We start from the raw sequence: 15,774 nt of genomic DNA, 5'->3' as shown, positions 1-15,774 counted from the left end.
AGAGCAATGCCGTAGCCGAAAACAGACACCGCCTTGCAAAGGCGGGCGTCCGTAGTGTAATGACATATGCGATTGTTTTGGATATTAAAGACGGGTCTCTTGTCGCTGCTGCTGACTTCGATTTTACTTGCGCAGGAGGCGGTGGAAAAGGCACCTGTACCTGCGCTGGCTGAGCAGGCTGCTCCAACTAAGAGAGCGACCCTGAGCGCCCTCCTGGCCACACGTGAAAGCCTGCGTGCAGGCATGGAGGAACAGAGGAAAAAGCTGCGCAGCGAAATCACCGAAACGGGCAAACAGGATGTCCAAGCTGAGATCGAGCGTTTGGAGAAACGACGTCTGGAGGTGGAGCGTGATTTTAATGCTTTGGTGACAGGCCGACAGTCGCTGGTGGATCTGACCAGTGATCCTGTGGCGCAGACGCCGATGAAACTTCAGGATGAAATCGGCCAGTTGCTCATCCCTGTTTTTAGCGACTTGCGAGACGTGACCCGCCGACCGCAAGAACTGCAATCACTGCGGCAGGAGCTGGCTCTGCTGCTATCCCAAAAAACTCAGGCCGAGCGTGCTTTGGATGATGTCGAGGTATTGCTTGGGGAACTCAAAGCGGAACCTGAAAAAGATGCTTCTCTGACCAAGGAACTGCTGGCAACGCGTGAGCGCTGGCAGGTGCGGCGTGACGATGTTCTGAACCGCATTGCCGTCATTGAAAATGAGCTGAAGGAAGTGGAAAAGGACGCCGGGAGTTTCTGGTCCGAACTGGGTCGGCAGGTGACGAATTTTATCTTTGTCCGGGGCGCGAATATCGCGCTGGCTCTGCTGGCCTTTCTGGTCGTCCTCTTTGGTCTGCGCGGTGCTTATTACTATGTGCTGAAACTGGTGCCGGTGAAGAAGTATGAGAAGCTCAGCTTTTCCAGCAGGCTGCTGGATGTGGTGCATAAAGGGGTGAGCGTGGTGCTAGCGGTGGCGGCGGCCTTGCTGGTCCTGTATGCGCGGGGTGACTGGCTGCTGGGTGGCCTGGCTCTCTTTGCTGTAGGGGCCATGGTGATGACGGCCAAATCCGGGATCAGCAGGCACATGGAGGACCTGCAAATGATGCTGAACCTGGGCCAGGTGCGCGAAGGGGAGCGGATATACATTGATGGAGTTCCCTGGCGTGTAGGGGCCATTCACATGTTCACCCAACTTACAAATATCGTAATTGGCGGCTCCGGTCTGCGCCTGCCTCTGGATATCTTATCCACTTTCACCTCCCGTCCGAGCGGCCTCGATGAGCCCTGGTTTCCCTGTTCCAAACGATCCTATGTGATCATTGATGGCAGCCTGTTTGCCCAGGTCACCGACATCACTCCAGACCGCGTAGAACTGGTGCATGGGGGCGGGCTTAAACGCTGGATGCCGATTGGCGAATTTATGAAGGCAGATGTCTCCTGTCTATCCGGTGGTTTCGCCCGTTCCATGACTCTGGGACTGGACTATAAACACCAGGCCCAGGCTCTGAAGGAAATACCGGAACTGCTGAAAGCGGATGTGCGCAAGGCCCTGCTGGAAACCATGCGCGAAGAGGAACTGGTGAATGTGATTGTGGAATTCGAGCAAGCGGCGGATTCATCCCTGAACTTCATCATCGTGGGCGTGTTTACTGGCAGTCAGGCTGCCAACTATCCCAACCTGACGCGTGTGCTGCAGCGGGCTGCTTTGGATTCCGCCACCCGCCATGGCTGGAACATTCCTTTCCCGCAGATGGTGCTGCGAAAGGCGGAGAAATAAAATCCTCCGCGCGGAAGTGTGCTAGCCATCTAACCCAAATGTTAGGTGGCTATTTGCGGATCTGCCCGCTGCCATCCACCAGATATTTGTAGCTGCACAGTTCGGCCAGGCCCATGGGACCGCGAGCATGAAGCTTGTCCGTGCTGATGCCGATCTCGGCACCGAAGCCAAATTCCCCGCCGTCATTGAAGCGGGTGCTAGCATTGTGAAGCACAACCGCACTGTCCACTTCATGCTGGAAGCGTTCAGCGGCGGCGCGGTCGCGGGTGATGATGCTGTCCGTGTGATGGCTGCCGTAGCGGTTGATGTGGGTGATGGCTTCATCGAGACCCGAGACAGTCTTGGCTGAAAGGATGAGGTCCAGCCATTCGGTGCTCCAGTCCTGCTCGGTGGCTGGAATGCTGGTCACGCCTAACAAACTTTGCGCTTCCGTATCTGCGTGCACTTCCACTTTGGCCGCAGCCAGGCGCTGGCCGATGAGGGGATAAAAGCTGGCCGCAATGTCGCGATGAACCAGGATGGTCTCCAGGGCATTGCAGACGCCGGGTTTTTGCGTCTTGGCATTGACGATGATGTCTGCCGCCATTTCCTGGTCCGCATCCGCAGCCACATACACATGGCAGACGCCATCATAGTGCTTGATGACGGGCATGCGTGCCGTGGCGACGACTTTTTCAATCAGCCCTTTGCCACCACGGGGAATGATGAGGTCCAGGTGCTGGTCCATCCGTGCCATGTGCTCCACGCTGGCGCGGTCGGTGAAGGGGATGAGCTGCACACTGTCCGCAGGCAGGCCCGCGCGTTCGCCCCCGGCCTGAAGGGCGGCGGCTAGGGCGACATTGGAATGAATGGCCTCGCTACCGCCACGTAGCAGGGTGGCGTTGCCTGTCTTGAAGCAGAGGCTGGCGGCATCCGTGGTGACGTTAGGCCGGGATTCGAAAATGATGCCAATAACGCCGATGGGGACGCGCTTTTTAGTGATGTGCAATCCGTTAGGCTGCGTCCATTCCGTGAGCACTTCGCCCACCGGATCAGGCAGGGCGGCGACGTCCCTCACAGCCTGGGCGATGGCGGTCAGGCGCTTCGAGTCCAGCGTCAGACGGTCCAGCATGGCTTTGGAAAGGCCGTTTTCTTCAGCACGTGCCAGGTCCTTGGCGTTCTCCGCCAGGATGGATTCTTCGCGGGCCTGGATCTCATCCGCCATGGCCAGGAGGATGCTATTTTTCTGCCCGGTGCTGAGTTTCACCAGTTCGCGGGAGGCGGCACGGGCGCGGCTGCCCATCTCGTGAATGGCGGCTTGGATTTCAGAATCGGTCATGGAAGTCTAAGAGAGAACGAAAGGTGGGACGGGAAGGGCTGAGGAATCTTTAACAGCAGGCGAGCTCTATTCATCGCGGGTCACCACATCGCCATAAAGCGTGAAGTTCTCATAGTGGCTGATGCGGATGTTGATGAGTTCGCCGATGTGGCGCTCGGGGTTGCCTTCAAAGATGACGATCTTGTTGGTGCGCGTGCGGCCCATGAGCCGGCTTTCATTGGTCTTGCTGGTGCCTTCGCAGAGGATCTCCACCTCCTGTCCGAGGAGCTCTTCATACTTGGTCCACGCATGTTTGTTCACCAGCGCCAGGAGGTCCTGGTTGCGGGCTTCCTTCACCTGCTCGCTGAGCTGGATGGCTTCATCCATCTCCGCAGCCGGGGTGCCACGTCGCTTGGAGTAACGGAAGACAAAGGCGTTTTCAAACTTCAGGCGGTCGAACAGTTCCCGGGTCTCCAGATAATGCTCGTCCGTCTCACCGGGGAAACCGACGATGACATCGGTGGTCACGGCGATGCCTGGCCGCGCTGCGCGGATGCGTTCCACGAGGTCGGTAAACTTCGCTGCGGTGTAAGGGCGATGCATCCTTTTGAGGATCTCGTCGCTGCCACTTTGCACGGGCAGATGTACATGCTCCGCCAGCTTGGGCAGATACGTGAAGGCCTCGATCAGATCCTTTTTATAGCCGATGGGATGTGGGCTGGTGAAGCGGATGCGCTGGATGCCAGGCACCTCATGCACCGCTTCCAAGAGCTGCACAAAAGGGCTCTTGCCATCCACCGCGGGGAATTCATGACGGCCGTAAAGATTGACGATCTGGCCTAACAAAGTGATCTCTTTCACCCCCTTGTCTGCCAGACGGCGCACCTCCTCCACAATGTCGGCGATGGGTCGCCCGCGCTCGCTTCCCCGGGTATAGGGGACGATGCAAAAGGTGCACTTCATGTTGCAGCCCTGCATGATGCTGACAAAGGCCGCCCCCTGCTTCTCCTTCAGCGTGTGGTCACGGATGGCGTTCTGGCTGGCTTTTTCCTCCTCGATGTCCACGATGGAAAAGCGCTCCTCATCCATCATGCGGGCTTCTTTGGCGCGGATGATCTCATCCACATACTCCACTACGCGATGATATTTCTGCGTGCCCACCACCAGGTCCACCTTGGTTTTTTCCACCAGTTCACTGCCGCGGCTCTGCGCCATGCAGCCCATAAAGCCAGTGACCAAGGGCACACGGCGGCGCCTGACCATGCCCATTTTGCCGATGGCTTTTTGCTCCGCCTGATCCCGCACGGAGCAGGTATTGATCAGCACCACATCCGCGTCTTCATCGGTGGCGGTCATGGTGTAGCCGCGCTCGACGAACATTTGCGACACCTGTTCCGTATCGCGTTCGTTCATCTGGCAGCCGTAGGTCTTGATGTGAACTCGTGGCATGGGGGAGGGGAGAGTAGCCAGAATTAGGCGGATGACAACTGAAGGGCGGAAGAATGACGCGGAGGAAATTTGCACGGACCTTGTGAAACAGGATAGGTTAGGGGGCTGAGCAGCGTCATTACCCGTCCATGCGCTTCTTTCTCCCTCTCCTCGCCATCACGTCCTACGCCGCTGCTGAAGACTGGCCGGAATTTCGCGGCCCCTCCCGGCAGGGTCAGTCTGCCACGGCGGGTCTGCCGACGGAATGGAGCCCAGCGGTGAATAAAAATATCCTGTGGAAAGCACCCGTGCCGGGCATCGGCTGGTCATCGCCCGTAGTCGTGGGGGACCTCATTTACCTCACCTCCGCCGTCGCTGTGGGGGGAGAGGAAAAACCGGTGGTGGATCGCAGCCTGCGGGTGCTATGCCTGAAGGCCGCTGATGGCAGCCTGGTGTGGGAAGCGGAGATCTTTTTACAGCCCAAGGATGCGCCTCAGGTGCATAAAAAGAACAGCCATGCCAGCCCCACGCCGGTCTATGAAGATGGGAAACTGTATGTCCACTTTGGCCATCAGGGCAGCGCCTGCCTGAATGCGGTGGATGGCAGTGTGCTGTGGAAGACGCAGGATTTCAGCTACCAGCCCGTGCACGGCAATGGCGGCAGCCCTGTCATTGAAGGCGGTCTTTTCATTTTCAATGCCGATGCGGACGTGGACCCGGTGGTCATCGCGCTGGACAAAAACACTGGCAAGCAGGTGTGGAAGTTTGCGCGGATCAGCGAGGCGAAGAACAAATTTTCCTTCAGCACGCCGCTGGTGATCGAGGTGAATGGCCGCAGACAGCTCATCACGGCGGGCAGCGGGGTGGTGAATTCTCTGGATCCGCTGACCGGCAAGGAAATCTGGAAAGCGCGTTATGACCAAGGCTTTTCCGTGGTGCCACGTCCGCTCTATGCGCATGGCATGGTCTATGTCACCACTGGTTATGGTAAACCAGTCGCTCTGGCCATCCGGGCAGATGGGGAAGGGGACGTGACGGATACCCACATCGCCTGGAAGATCGAAAAATTTGTCCCGCACAATCCCAGCATGGTCATCGTGGGGGATGAGCTCTATTTCGTCGCGGACAATGGCGTGCTCACCTGTGCCGATGCCAAGACGGGCGCGGTGCATTTTCAGGAACGCTGCACTGGTCCCATCAGCGCCTCCATCCTGCATGCCAACGGTCTCCTTTATCTCCAGGATGAAAAGGGCCTAGGCGTCGTGGTGAAGCCTGGGAAGACACTCCAAATCGTGGCGCAGAACGACATGGCCGAGCGATCCCTGGCCTCCTATGCGGTGATTGAGGATGATTTCCTTATCCGCACTGAAGGCCACCTGTGGCGGGTGGGGAAATGACCGTCAGTCCCGCTCTTCCCAGCGTGCCAACAGCCAGAGTACATCGGCCAGGCGGTTTAAAAAACGCACGACTTCGGCATTCGGCACTTCTTGTTCGGTGCCGGTGAGGTCCACCACCATTCTTTCCGCTCGGCGGCAGGCCGTGCGGGCCAGGTCGGCATAGGCACCGGTCATCACCCCAGCTTCCCCTGGGAGCGCCCAGCCTTTGAATTGCAGCGCACCGCCCGCTTCCAGCTTGGCCACCCATTCGTCCAGCCACGCAGTGTGGGCAGGCTCAAAGGGTTTGTGAGTCGCGGCATAACGTTCCTCCATGCCCGGAGGCGTGGCCAGTTCCCCCATCAGACTGATGAGCAGCGGCTGCACTTTGGCCACGATTTCCCGGGTTTCCGCCTTCAGGGCAGCGATGCGCAGAGGACCCAGCGCGGCATTGAGTTCATCCACGGCACCGAGGGCGTGGACACGGGGATGGGATTTGGAAAGGCGCTGACCAAAAAGGAGATCGGTCTCCCCCTGGTCGCCGCGGCGGGTGGCGATGGACATGAGCTCAGTTTACGGATGAAACAGCGGTCGCGGTTCAATCATCGTCATCATCCCGGAAATCACGTCCGCCCATGGTCTTCCGTTTCACGGGGGAGATGTTCCGGTGCACCCACACGCTCTGCATCATGCCCATGAGGAAAAGGGTGACGATCATGAACGTGCCCCCGTAACTGATGAAGGGCAGGGGAAGGCCGATCACCGGCAGCATGCCCAGGTTCATGCCCGCATTTTGGAAAGTATGGGCAAAGAACATGGCCACCACGCCCACCACTAGCAGCCGCCCCACTTGGTCTCTGGAGTAAAAGGCCATGAAGATGCCCTGGATCAATAGCAGCGCGATTCCCGTCAGCAGCAGCACCGCGCCCCGGAAGCCGAATTCTTCGCAAATGACCCCAAAGATGAAGTCGCTGTGTGCTTCGGTGGAAGGAAAGAACTGCCGGTGGATGGTGCCATGGTCGGGCACTTTTTCAGACATCGGGCCTTTGCCTTCAAAGCCAGCCGATGCCACCGCGATCTGCACAAACGTTGGCACCCAGCCGTCTCCTCGGGTGTCCACTTTGTCCATCTGGTTGGTGATCATGTACCAGGTCGTATCGATACGTGCCTGCTGGTATGGCTTCAGCACGAAGAAATAGACGATGGGGATGATGCACAAGGCCCCCAGGATGAGAGTGATCATGTAGCGGAAAGGGATGCTGCCCACCAGCATCATAGAAAGGAAAACCGGTCCCCAGACCAGGCCGGAGCCTAAGTCTTCCTTGATCACCATGGCCGCAGGAATGCCGGCCACGATGCCTGCCACAATCAGCCGCAACCACGGACGTCTAAACACCGGCCACATTCGCGGCAGCTCTCCAAAGACCACCGCCAGCATCACAATTCCGGCCATGATGGCAAACTGGGACGGCTGCACATTCACCCCGGCAATGGTCACCCAGGCGAGGTTTCCTTTCACCTCCACTCCGTAAAGTTGCAGGTAAACGAGACCGCCCAGACCTGCCATATACATTGGCACACAGGCCCAGCGGACCCATTTGTAGTCGATCAACGCCGCCCCAAGCAGGAAGGGCAAACCGAGGCCGATCCACTTCATCTGGTCTTTCCATTTCAGGTGCAGCTTGAGTACACCGGAGTCATCCCGGAAGTAGGAGGCATTGTAAATGGCATATACACCGAAGGCCAGTAGGCCGAGCATCGTCAGGATGAGGATCCAGTTGATGCCGAGGAATTTTTTGAAAAGAGGGGTCATGGGGTGGGAAGGGAGCCCGTTTCGGCGGGGTCAGGCAGGGATGGAGGCCAGGAGCTTACGCGTGTATTCATGCTGCGGGTTCTCGCACAGTTCATCCGCAGGGCCGCTTTCGACGACTTCGCCCCGGTTCATGACGATGATGTCATCGCTCATGTGCCGCACCACGGCCAAGTCATGGGCGATGAAAAGGTAAGTCAGCTTAAATTCGTCCTGCAGGTCCTTTAGCAGATTCAGCACGCTCGCCTGCACGCTCACGTCCAGCGCGCTCACCGGTTCATCGCAAATGAGGAATTTCGGCTGCACGGCCAGGGCGCGGGCGATGCCGATGCGCTGGCGCTGCCCACCGCTGAATTCATGGGGGTAACGCTGCAAAGAATCTTCCGGCAGACCCACCCGATGGAGCAGAGCTGCGGAGACATCCCGGCGTTGCCTCTTGGTCATCTCCTTAAAATGGATCGTCAAAGGCTCCGCGAGGATCGTCTCGATGGTCATGCGTGGATTCAGGGAGCCGATGGGGTCCTGGAAAATCATCTGCATCTCCTTGCGCAGCGGGCGGAAATCAGACTCCGCCAGGCCGAAAATTTCACGATCCCGGTAATAGGCGCTGCCCTGGGTGGGCTGGATGAGCTTCAGCAGGGCACGGGAAACGGTGGACTTGCCACTGCCGCTTTCCCCCACCAGCCCCAGAGTTTTGCCTTCTTCGACCTGGAAACTCACTCCATCCACAGCTTTCACCACGTCTCGGCGACCAAACCACCCCGAGCGGATCGGGAAATGAACTTGCAGGTTTTCGACACGAAGGAGGACCATAAGCTACGGAGTTTACCACACTGCGCCCTGGTGCCAAATGATGGCTGGAGGAATTATGCATCCACTTTCCGGGCTTTTTGCGAAAAAAAGGTTTACCCACCACATCCGCCTCATGCTTTCATTCCATCCGGGTTCCCACGACTACAAGTCTATCGGAATTTGGGCTTGCCGAAATGTCGCCCTGAACTACACTCAGTGCTCCTTTACCGGGACAAGGCACTGTTTTTTGGCAAGAGTGGGGTCTTCCCCGCTCTTTTTTGTCTGGTGAGGTCACCATTTTTATGATCAGCGAACTAAAAGCACTATTCGATTACTACGAGAAAGAGAAGGGCATTGACCGTGCAAAGATGGTCGAGGCGCTTTCTCAAGCACTTCTCGCGGCCTCGAAGAAGAGCATCGGTCCTGCCCGCGAGCTGCGCATTGATATTGATCCTGAGAAAGGAACGATCAAGGCGTGGGCCAAGTTGCTGGCCGTTGAGACAGTTACCAATCCATGGGAAGAGCTTCCGCTGGCCAAAGCCCGGATGATCAAAAAGGAAGCCATGCTCGGTGATGAGATCGACCTTGAGGTCACTCCGAAAAACATGGGCCGCATCGCCGCCCAGACCGCCAAGCAGACCATGCTCCAGCGTCTGCGCATGGCAGAGAAGGAAAATCTTTACGATGAGTTTAAGGACCGTACGGGCGATGTCGTCAACGGCACCATCCGTCGTTTCGATAAGTCCGACGTTGTGGTGGACCTCGGCAAATTCGAAGGCACCATGCCTTCCAAAGAACGCGTCTCCACGGAGGACTACACTCCCGGTGATCGCATGCGCTTTTACGTCAAGGCCGTGGAGCGTGAAGGTGCCCGTGGCCCTGAGATCGTCCTCAGCCGTGCCCACGTGAACTTCGTCCGTCGTCTGTTCGAATTCGAAGTCAGCGAAATCGGTGACCGCACGGTGGAAATTGCCAGCATCGCTCGTGAAGCTGGTTATCGCACCAAAGTCGCCGTCCATAGCGCCGATGAAAAAGTGGACCCTGTCGGCGCTTGCGTCGGCCTCCGGGGTGCCCGCGTGAAGAACATCGTTCGTGAGCTGAACAATGAGAAGGTGGACATCATCCGCTGGAAGTCAGACCCTGCCGAATTTGTGCGCGAGGCCTTGAAGCCCATCAAAGTCCTTTCCATCCAGGTCGCTCCTGACCACAAGGCCGCCCGCCTGACCGTCAGTGAAGAAGATCTTTCCAAGGCCATCGGTCGCCGTGGCCAGAATGCCCGCCTCACCTCCCGCCTCGTCGGCATGGAGCTCAGCATTGAGCGCGATGAGCACGCCGCCGAAGTCTTCGAAGGCCAGCTCGATACCGCCGCCCATGAACTGGAGCGCGCCCTCGGCATCAATCTCGATACCGCCCGCAAACTGGCCAATGGTGGTCTGGGCGACCTTCAGGAACTTCGCCGCGTGGATATGGAGGACATTTCTGAAGTCCTCGGGGGTGATGACCAGCTTGCCCAGCAGGTCTATACTCTCATTGCAGCTTACACTCCTAAAGCGTAGCTTATGAGCCGCGCTTCCTACAACTTTACAAATCTCAAACCGACAGCCCGACCCGCCGTTCGAACGACCAACGTTTCTCATGCCAAGCCGATCCTCTTCATCCAAACCTGCCAAAGCCAATCCCGACAGCACTGCTGACGAGAGAGCTGCGGCTGAGAGCACGCCCCCCAAGAAAGTGGCGGCTAAAAAAGTGCTCTCATTGATTGAGGAGGACGAGAAACCGAAGACCAGAGCACCCCGGCGCGAGGCCACCCCTCTGCCTGCCCTGGGTGCCAAGCCAGCCCCTAAGCCTTTGCCCAAGGCCCCCGAAGCGCCCAAAAAGACGCTGGATGACCACAAGCGTGAGGCCCTGAACCTTTTCGAAGACGACGACAAGCCCAAGGTCCGCCGTCGTCCGCCGGAACAGCCTACCTCCCTGCCGCCGATCTCCATGATCCGTGAGCCAGGCCCCATCCAGCAAATGCCGCCACCGCCTTCGCTGCCTGCGGTCGTGGTGCCCAAGGTGGCTGTTCCAGAACCCGCCGCCGTGATTCCTGAAGTGGAAATCAACGAAGCGGGTGAAAGGGTGATTCACCTCAAGCCGCCAATCATTGTCAAGGAACTGGCTGAGAAGATGGGCCTCCGCCCCTTCAAAATCATCGCCGATTTGATCGCCCTCAAGGTCTTCGTCGCCAATGCCGACAAGGCCATTGACATCGAAGTCGCTGAAAAAGTCTGTGAAAAACACGGCTTCCATCTCGAGCGCGAAAAACGCGAAAAAGGTGCCGGCGTCCACAAGGTGGAAGAAGTCATCGTCGAGCCAACGGCACAAGTCGTTGAGGAAATCGAAGAAGAGAAGCTCGAACTCCGCGCTCCCATCATCACCTTCATGGGTCACGTTGACCATGGCAAGACCTCCCTGCTGGATGCTATCCGCAAGACCCAGGTTACTCATGGTGAGGCCGGCGGCATCACCCAGCACATTGGTGCTTACAGCGTCTTCCACGATGGCAAGCCCATCACCTTTATCGACACCCCTGGTCACGCCGCCTTCTCGGGGATGCGTGCCCGTGGTGCTCACGTCACGGACATCGTCGTCCTCATCATCGCTGCGGATGACGGCATCATGCCGCAGACCCGTGAAGCACTCAACCACGCCAAAGCTGCGGATGTGACCATCATGGTCGCCATCAATAAGTGTGACCTGCCTTCCGCAGACGTCATGCGCGTCAAAGGCCAGCTTCAGGACATTGGCCTCGCACCCGTTGACTGGGGTGGCGATACAGAAGTGATGGAGGTCTCCGCCAAGTCCGGTCTTGGCATTGAAAGCCTCCTTGAGACCATGGCCCTTCAGGCTGAAGTTCTCGAACTCAAGGCTGACCCAAAAGCTCCCGCACGTGCCACCGTCATCGAGTCCTCCATGGTCGAAGGCAAAGGCCCCGTGGCTACTGTCATCGTCCGCCAGGGCACCCTCAAAGTCGGCCAGCCCTTCATCTGCGGCCCGCATTGGGGCAAGTCCCGCGCCCTCATCAATGACCGTGGCGCACCCATCAAGGAAGTGCGTCCCGGCATGCCCGTGGAACTCGTCGGTTTCAGCGACATGCCTCACGTGGGTGATGAAGTCGTCGTCATGGACAGTGAGCGTTCGGTGAAGAAACTCAGCGTCGAGCGCCTCGAAGAGATGCGCCAGAAGAAGCTCACCGTCACCCGTCGCTCCACCCTGGAATCCCTCTTCAACAGCATTGACGAAGGCAACAAGAAGACCCTCAAAATCGTCCTCAAGACGGATGTGCAGGGCTCTGTGGAAGCCATCGTCAAGTGCCTGGGAGAGATCACCAGCGACAAGATCAACCAGAAGATCCTCCACTCCGACGTCGGCCCGATCACGGAATCCGACGTGCTTCTCGCCTCCGGTTCAGATGCCGTCATCATCGGCTTCAATACCAAGGTGGAAAACAAAGCCCTCAGCGTCGCCAAGCGTGAAGGTGTCCAGATCAAGCTTTACTCCATCATCTACGAATTGATCGACCAGGTGAAGGATTCCCTGACTGGAATGCTCGACCCGCTCACTCGCGAGAAGGTCCTCGGTCATGCCAAGGTCAAACAGGTCTTCAAGGTCAACCGCGGCTACGTCGGCGGCTCCCTCGTCACCGATGGCCGTATCGACCGCAAGCAGCGCGCCCGCGTGCTGCGTAACGGCCAGGCCGTCTATGACGGTGGTTTTGAAACCCTTCGCCGGTTCCACGATGAAGTGCCCGAGGTCCGCAACGGTCTCGAGTGCGGTATCAAACTCAGCGGCTTCAGCGATTACGAAGAAGGCGACGTCATCGAGTGTTACGAGCTAGAGAAATTCGCCCAGGTACTCTAAGGTTTATCCAAATGTCCCAACGAGTCCTACGCGTTAGCGAACTGGTCAAAAGAGAGCTCAGCATGGTGCTGGAGCGGCATTATCGAATGGATAATGCCATCCTCACCGTGCACGAAGTGCGCGCCACGCCGGACTTGAAGCAATGCTTCGCCTACGTCGGCATCATCAGCACCGGGGACAGCGATGATGAGGCCATCATTGAAAAGCTCAACAAACAGCGCGGAGCCATTCAGCGTGAGGTGCACAAGCGCGTCATCATGAAGAACTCCCCCCAGATCTTCTTCCGCCTGGACAAGTCTGTGGAAAAAGGCGTGCGCATCCTCAATGCCATCGACAACTTGCCTCCCCCAGCCGATCCGCTGCCCGAAGGCAGCGAGGAGCCAGATTTTAAATAAGACACTGTTGTCTTTGGTGGCACTGCCATCAAAGGCATTAGAGTCCGAATGAGCGAGACGGTCTGACTCAGTACACTCACGTAGTTTATTATCGTTATAAATGATAATGTAAAATGGTGTTTAGTTTCCTCCAAAAAGGCGAGAGCCTGGGGCTGTCGAACAATGGCGCTAGGACTTTCCAGCCAGCTCGAATGTGCCGAAATCCTCCAAATCATTAAGATGCCAACCCTTCTTGCACGAGTTGGTTAGGCCTCTGCTATGTGAAACTCTGCACGAATCGCGGTGTTTCGTTTCACATCATTCAATGGTGGCCACATTTTCATAGGATTTCCCGCACGTATGGCATTGCCAAACGACGCTATATTTCTCAATCAACACGGCAGGCCTTTCTGGGGGAGGCTGCTGCTTGTGTTATGGTCTTTGGCGTCCTGGGGAATTCCTGCGGCCATCGCTGGAGAACAGGTGTCCTTGCAGTTGAAGTGGCGCCATCAATTTCAATTCGCGGGCTATTACGCGGCTGTGGCGAAAGGGTATTATGAAAAGGCGGGATTGAGCGTGACTCTGCACGAGGCCCAGCCGGGGGATGATCCCATGGGGGAAGTCCTCAATGGCCATGCGCAGTACGGGGTCGGCACCTCCAATCTCATTTTGCTGCGCAGTCAGGGCCACCCGGTGGTGGTGCTCGCGGTGATCTATCAGCATTCCCCCTTCGTTCTGCTCGCCAGCAAAACATCCGGCGTGGAGGATATCCATGATCTCGTGGACAAGCAGATCATGATGGAACCGGATGCAGCGGAATTGCAGGCCTACTTTCAGAGTGAGGGGGTTAATCCCCGCCGGTTAAAGCATTTGCCGCATTCTTTCGATGTCCAAGACATCATCTCCGGCAAGGCGGCAGCGATGTCAGCTTACTCCACTGATGAACCCTTCGATATGATTGCGCGCGGGGCCGAGTATTCAGTGTTCACCCCGCGTGCCGGGGGGATAGATTTTTACGGGGACAATCTGTTCACCACCGAGCAGGAAATCCGTGAACATCCCGAACGGGTGGCCGCTTTCCGCGCCGCCAGTCTGCAAGGGTGGATCTATGCCATGGCCCATCCAGAGGAGATCGTGGATCTCATTCTTGAAAAGTATAACCGGGGCAAGAACCGCGATAAACTGCTCTTCGAGGCCAGGGAAACGGCGAAGCTCGTACACCCCGAACTCATCGAAGTGGGTTACATCAATCCAGGACGTTGGCAGAACATTGCCCATGTGTATGAAACCATGAGCATGATGAATAAAGGAGTCTCCCTCAAAGGCTTTATCTATGAGACCGATTCTTCTTTTAATTGGACCCCCTTCTACTGGGTCGGCGGTATCGTGCTGGGAATCATCACGCTGACCTCCGCTTCGTCGCTGCTGACTTGGAAGTTAAATCGGAAGCTGCGCCGCGAAGTCATCGCCCGCCAACATGCCGAAAACCAAGCGCGTGAGGAAAGCGCAGCGAAGACCCATTTCTACGCCATCCTCGCTCACGAGGTCCGCGCACCCATGTCCGGGATTCTAGCCTCGCTCTGGTTGTATGACCAAACACCGGTCACAGAGGAAAAGCGGGACATCGTCAAGATCGCGGAAAGCTCCACGAAAAAGCTACTGCACATGGTGGATCACATCCTGGATCACGCCCGGATCGAGTCCGGCCACATGACCCTGGACCCGTCCTCGATCACGATTCCAGAATTTGTGCGGGAGGTGTGCGGCCTGTTCCAGGCGGCTGCGGTGGCGAAGGGGATCCGGCTGGAGCATGATATCGCGCCTGGCGCGCCGGAGTCGATGCGGACGGACCTTGTACGGTTGCAGCAGATTCTATATAATTTGTTAGCCAATGCCATCAAATTCACCAGCAGCGGTTGGGTGCGCCTGTCAGTCGCGGCGGGTGAGAGCGCAGCAGGGGCGGCCTGCATCGTCTTCCGTGTCAGTGACAGTGGACCTGGCATTGCGGCGGAAAATTTGAGCAGCATTTTTGAGCCTTACGTACAGGCGGATGTGCAGACTGCCAGCAGGCATGGTGGCTCGGGCTTGGGTCTGTCCATCGCCAGTCGGCTGGCACACATGCTGGACGGCAGCATCCAGGTGGCGAGCACCCCTGGGGAAGGCTCTCACTTTACAGTGACGCTGCCAACCGGGATGGGGGCCTAGCGGCCTGTCCACTGCTGGGCTCATCCAGCACTTCATTCAGCCGCGCCATGGCGGTACGGCCTATTTCCAGCGGCTCATCCTGGTCCTTCATCCACAGTTTGGTGAGGTTGCGGGAAACCCGCTGCGTGCGCATCACGCGCTCAGTATTGATGATCAGGGAGCGGTCCAGCCTAACAAAAGGTGGGGTGGGAAGCGTCTCGTCAAAATTGCCCAGGGGTTTGCAAACCAGGATCTTGGAGCGGCCGGTGGAAAATACGCCCGTGAAGTTACCATCGGCCACCAGCGCGGAGATGCGGGAGATGGGGACGATGTACGTCTGGGATTCCGTGCGCAGACACAGGCGGTCGTTGCGCTCATGTCGTTCTTGAGGATCGGCCTCTTTAAAAAAGTGGCGCTCCAGACGGCGAACCGTAGCTGCGAACCGTTCTTCCTCCACGGGCTTGATCAGGTAGTCCACAGCTTCAACGTCAATCGCCTGCAGTGCATGATCTCGGGAAGAAGTGACGAAGACAATCTTTGGCTGCTCCTGTAGATTCGGCAGCAGATGAAAGCCCGTGCCTGTGGAAAGATAGATGTCCAGGAAAACCACATCCGGTTTCTCCCTCTCGATCATCGCCGCACCTGTCACAAGGTTGTCCGCCTCACCCAGCCAGAGCAGTTTATCATGACGCGCGATCAGAGCCTTCGTCATGCGTCGATGGATGGCCTCGTCATCAATGACGACCGCTGTGAGCTTGTTGTTCATGCCAGGCGACCTGGAAAAAGCAGACTAAGTAGGAGTGGAAAAGGGAAGAAGCTGAATTCGTGCCACACGTGAAGAAGCCG

At 57.5% G+C, this 15,774-nt stretch carries 12 protein-coding genes; 6 read left to right on the top strand and 6 right to left on the bottom strand.

Annotated elements, in window-relative coordinates; genetic code table 11:
* Nucleotides 1-99: 99 nt before the first annotated feature.
* Nucleotides 100-1,767 carry a coiled-coil domain-containing protein gene (locus EI77_RS00955; protein WP_133792885.1) on the top strand — a complete coding sequence of 556 codons (1,668 nt, stop codon included), beginning with the start codon at nt 100-102 and terminating at the stop codon, nt 1,765-1,767.
* 49 nt (nt 1,768-1,816) lie between these two features.
* On the opposite strand, the gene EI77_RS00950 is transcribed toward EI77_RS00955, so the two are convergent.
* On the bottom strand, nt 1,817-3,085 hold the full coding sequence (locus EI77_RS00950; protein ID WP_133792884.1) for a glutamate-5-semialdehyde dehydrogenase: 1,269 nt from the start codon (nt 3,083-3,085) through the stop codon (nt 1,817-1,819).
* Between the two features lie 66 nt (nt 3,086-3,151).
* The gene (miaB, locus tag EI77_RS00945; RefSeq protein WP_133792883.1) at nt 3,152-4,513 is read right to left on the bottom strand and encodes a tRNA (N6-isopentenyl adenosine(37)-C2)-methylthiotransferase MiaB; all 1,362 of its coding nucleotides are present in this window, start codon (nt 4,511-4,513) and stop codon (nt 3,152-3,154) included.
* Nucleotides 4,514-4,641: 128 nt separating this feature from the next.
* Between miaB and EI77_RS00940 the strand changes: the two genes are divergently transcribed.
* Complete coding sequence (locus EI77_RS00940; RefSeq protein WP_133792882.1) at nt 4,642-5,889, top strand: PQQ-binding-like beta-propeller repeat protein; 1,248 nt, start codon at nt 4,642-4,644, stop codon at nt 5,887-5,889.
* Nucleotides 5,890-5,892: 3 nt separating this feature from the next.
* On the opposite strand, the gene EI77_RS00935 is transcribed toward EI77_RS00940, so the two are convergent.
* Genes EI77_RS00935 through EI77_RS00925 form a run of 3 tightly spaced genes read right to left on the bottom strand, consistent with a single transcriptional unit; the run spans nt 5,893 to nt 8,488 of the window.
* Nucleotides 5,893-6,429, bottom strand: coding sequence for a cob(I)yrinic acid a,c-diamide adenosyltransferase (locus tag EI77_RS00935; RefSeq protein ID WP_133792881.1), 537 nt, complete (start codon nt 6,427-6,429; stop codon nt 5,893-5,895).
* 34 nt (nt 6,430-6,463) lie between these two features.
* Nucleotides 6,464-7,678 carry an FtsW/RodA/SpoVE family cell cycle protein gene (locus tag EI77_RS00930; protein ID WP_133792880.1) on the bottom strand — a complete coding sequence of 405 codons (1,215 nt, stop codon included), beginning with the start codon at nt 7,676-7,678 and terminating at the stop codon, nt 6,464-6,466.
* Nucleotides 7,679-7,708: 30 nt separating this feature from the next.
* Entirely contained in the window at nt 7,709-8,488 is a 780-nt protein-coding gene (locus EI77_RS00925) for an ABC transporter ATP-binding protein (protein WP_133792879.1), read from the bottom strand.
* Between the two features lie 281 nt (nt 8,489-8,769).
* Here EI77_RS00925 and nusA point away from each other — a divergent pair, with 281 nt between their 5' ends.
* The 4 genes from nusA to EI77_RS00905 all read left to right on the top strand — a co-directional run bounded on the left by nusA (nt 8,770) and on the right by EI77_RS00905 (nt 14,949).
* Nucleotides 8,770-10,023 carry a transcription termination factor NusA gene (gene nusA / locus EI77_RS00920; RefSeq protein ID WP_133792878.1) on the top strand — a complete coding sequence of 418 codons (1,254 nt, stop codon included), beginning with the start codon at nt 8,770-8,772 and terminating at the stop codon, nt 10,021-10,023.
* Between the two features lie 79 nt (nt 10,024-10,102).
* A complete protein-coding gene (infB, locus tag EI77_RS00915; RefSeq protein ID WP_133792877.1) occupies nt 10,103-12,370 on the top strand; it encodes a translation initiation factor IF-2 in 2,268 nt (755 codons plus the stop codon).
* Nucleotides 12,371-12,381: 11 nt separating this feature from the next.
* Complete coding sequence (rbfA, locus tag EI77_RS00910) at nt 12,382-12,765, top strand: 30S ribosome-binding factor RbfA (RefSeq protein WP_133792876.1); 384 nt, start codon at nt 12,382-12,384, stop codon at nt 12,763-12,765.
* Between the two features lie 339 nt (nt 12,766-13,104).
* Complete coding sequence (locus EI77_RS00905; RefSeq protein WP_133792875.1) at nt 13,105-14,949, top strand: ABC transporter substrate-binding protein; 1,845 nt, start codon at nt 13,105-13,107, stop codon at nt 14,947-14,949.
* Here EI77_RS00905 and EI77_RS00900 read toward each other — a convergent pair.
* The gene (locus EI77_RS00900; RefSeq protein WP_133792874.1) at nt 14,915-15,694 is read right to left on the bottom strand and encodes a LytR/AlgR family response regulator transcription factor; all 780 of its coding nucleotides are present in this window, start codon (nt 15,692-15,694) and stop codon (nt 14,915-14,917) included. The two genes, EI77_RS00905 and EI77_RS00900, sit on opposite strands and share 35 nt — an antisense overlap.
* Nucleotides 15,695-15,774: the final 80 nt, after the last annotated feature.

The sequence above is a fragment of the Prosthecobacter fusiformis genome (assembly GCF_004364345.1).
GTDB classification, from domain to species: Bacteria; Verrucomicrobiota; Verrucomicrobiia; order Verrucomicrobiales; family Verrucomicrobiaceae; genus Prosthecobacter; species Prosthecobacter fusiformis.
This window is presented reverse-complemented; position numbering and strand designations above follow the sequence as displayed.

Bases quoted from the DNA above. Each gene is read 5' to 3' on its own strand.
- EI77_RS00950 (WP_133792884.1), bottom strand. From the start codon at position 3,085: ATGACCGATTCTGAAATCCAAGCCGCCATTCACGAGATGGGCAGCCGC.
- miaB (WP_133792883.1), bottom strand. From the start codon at position 4,513: ATGCCACGAGTTCACATCAAGACCTACGGCTGCCAGATGAACGAACGC.
- EI77_RS00940 (WP_133792882.1), top strand. From the start codon at position 4,642: ATGCGCTTCTTTCTCCCTCTCCTCGCCATCACGTCCTACGCCGCTGCT.
- EI77_RS00935 (WP_133792881.1), bottom strand. From the start codon at position 6,429: ATGTCCATCGCCACCCGCCGCGGCGACCAGGGGGAGACCGATCTCCTT.
- EI77_RS00930 (WP_133792880.1), bottom strand. From the start codon at position 7,678: ATGACCCCTCTTTTCAAAAAATTCCTCGGCATCAACTGGATCCTCATC.
- EI77_RS00925 (WP_133792879.1), bottom strand. From the start codon at position 8,488: ATGGTCCTCCTTCGTGTCGAAAACCTGCAAGTTCATTTCCCGATCCGC.
- nusA (WP_133792878.1), top strand. From the start codon at position 8,770: ATGATCAGCGAACTAAAAGCACTATTCGATTACTACGAGAAAGAGAAG.
- infB (WP_133792877.1), top strand. From the start codon at position 10,103: ATGCCAAGCCGATCCTCTTCATCCAAACCTGCCAAAGCCAATCCCGAC.
- rbfA (WP_133792876.1), top strand. From the start codon at position 12,382: ATGTCCCAACGAGTCCTACGCGTTAGCGAACTGGTCAAAAGAGAGCTC.
- EI77_RS00905 (WP_133792875.1), top strand. From the start codon at position 13,105: ATGGCATTGCCAAACGACGCTATATTTCTCAATCAACACGGCAGGCCT.
- EI77_RS00900 (WP_133792874.1), bottom strand. From the start codon at position 15,694: ATGAACAACAAGCTCACAGCGGTCGTCATTGATGACGAGGCCATCCAT.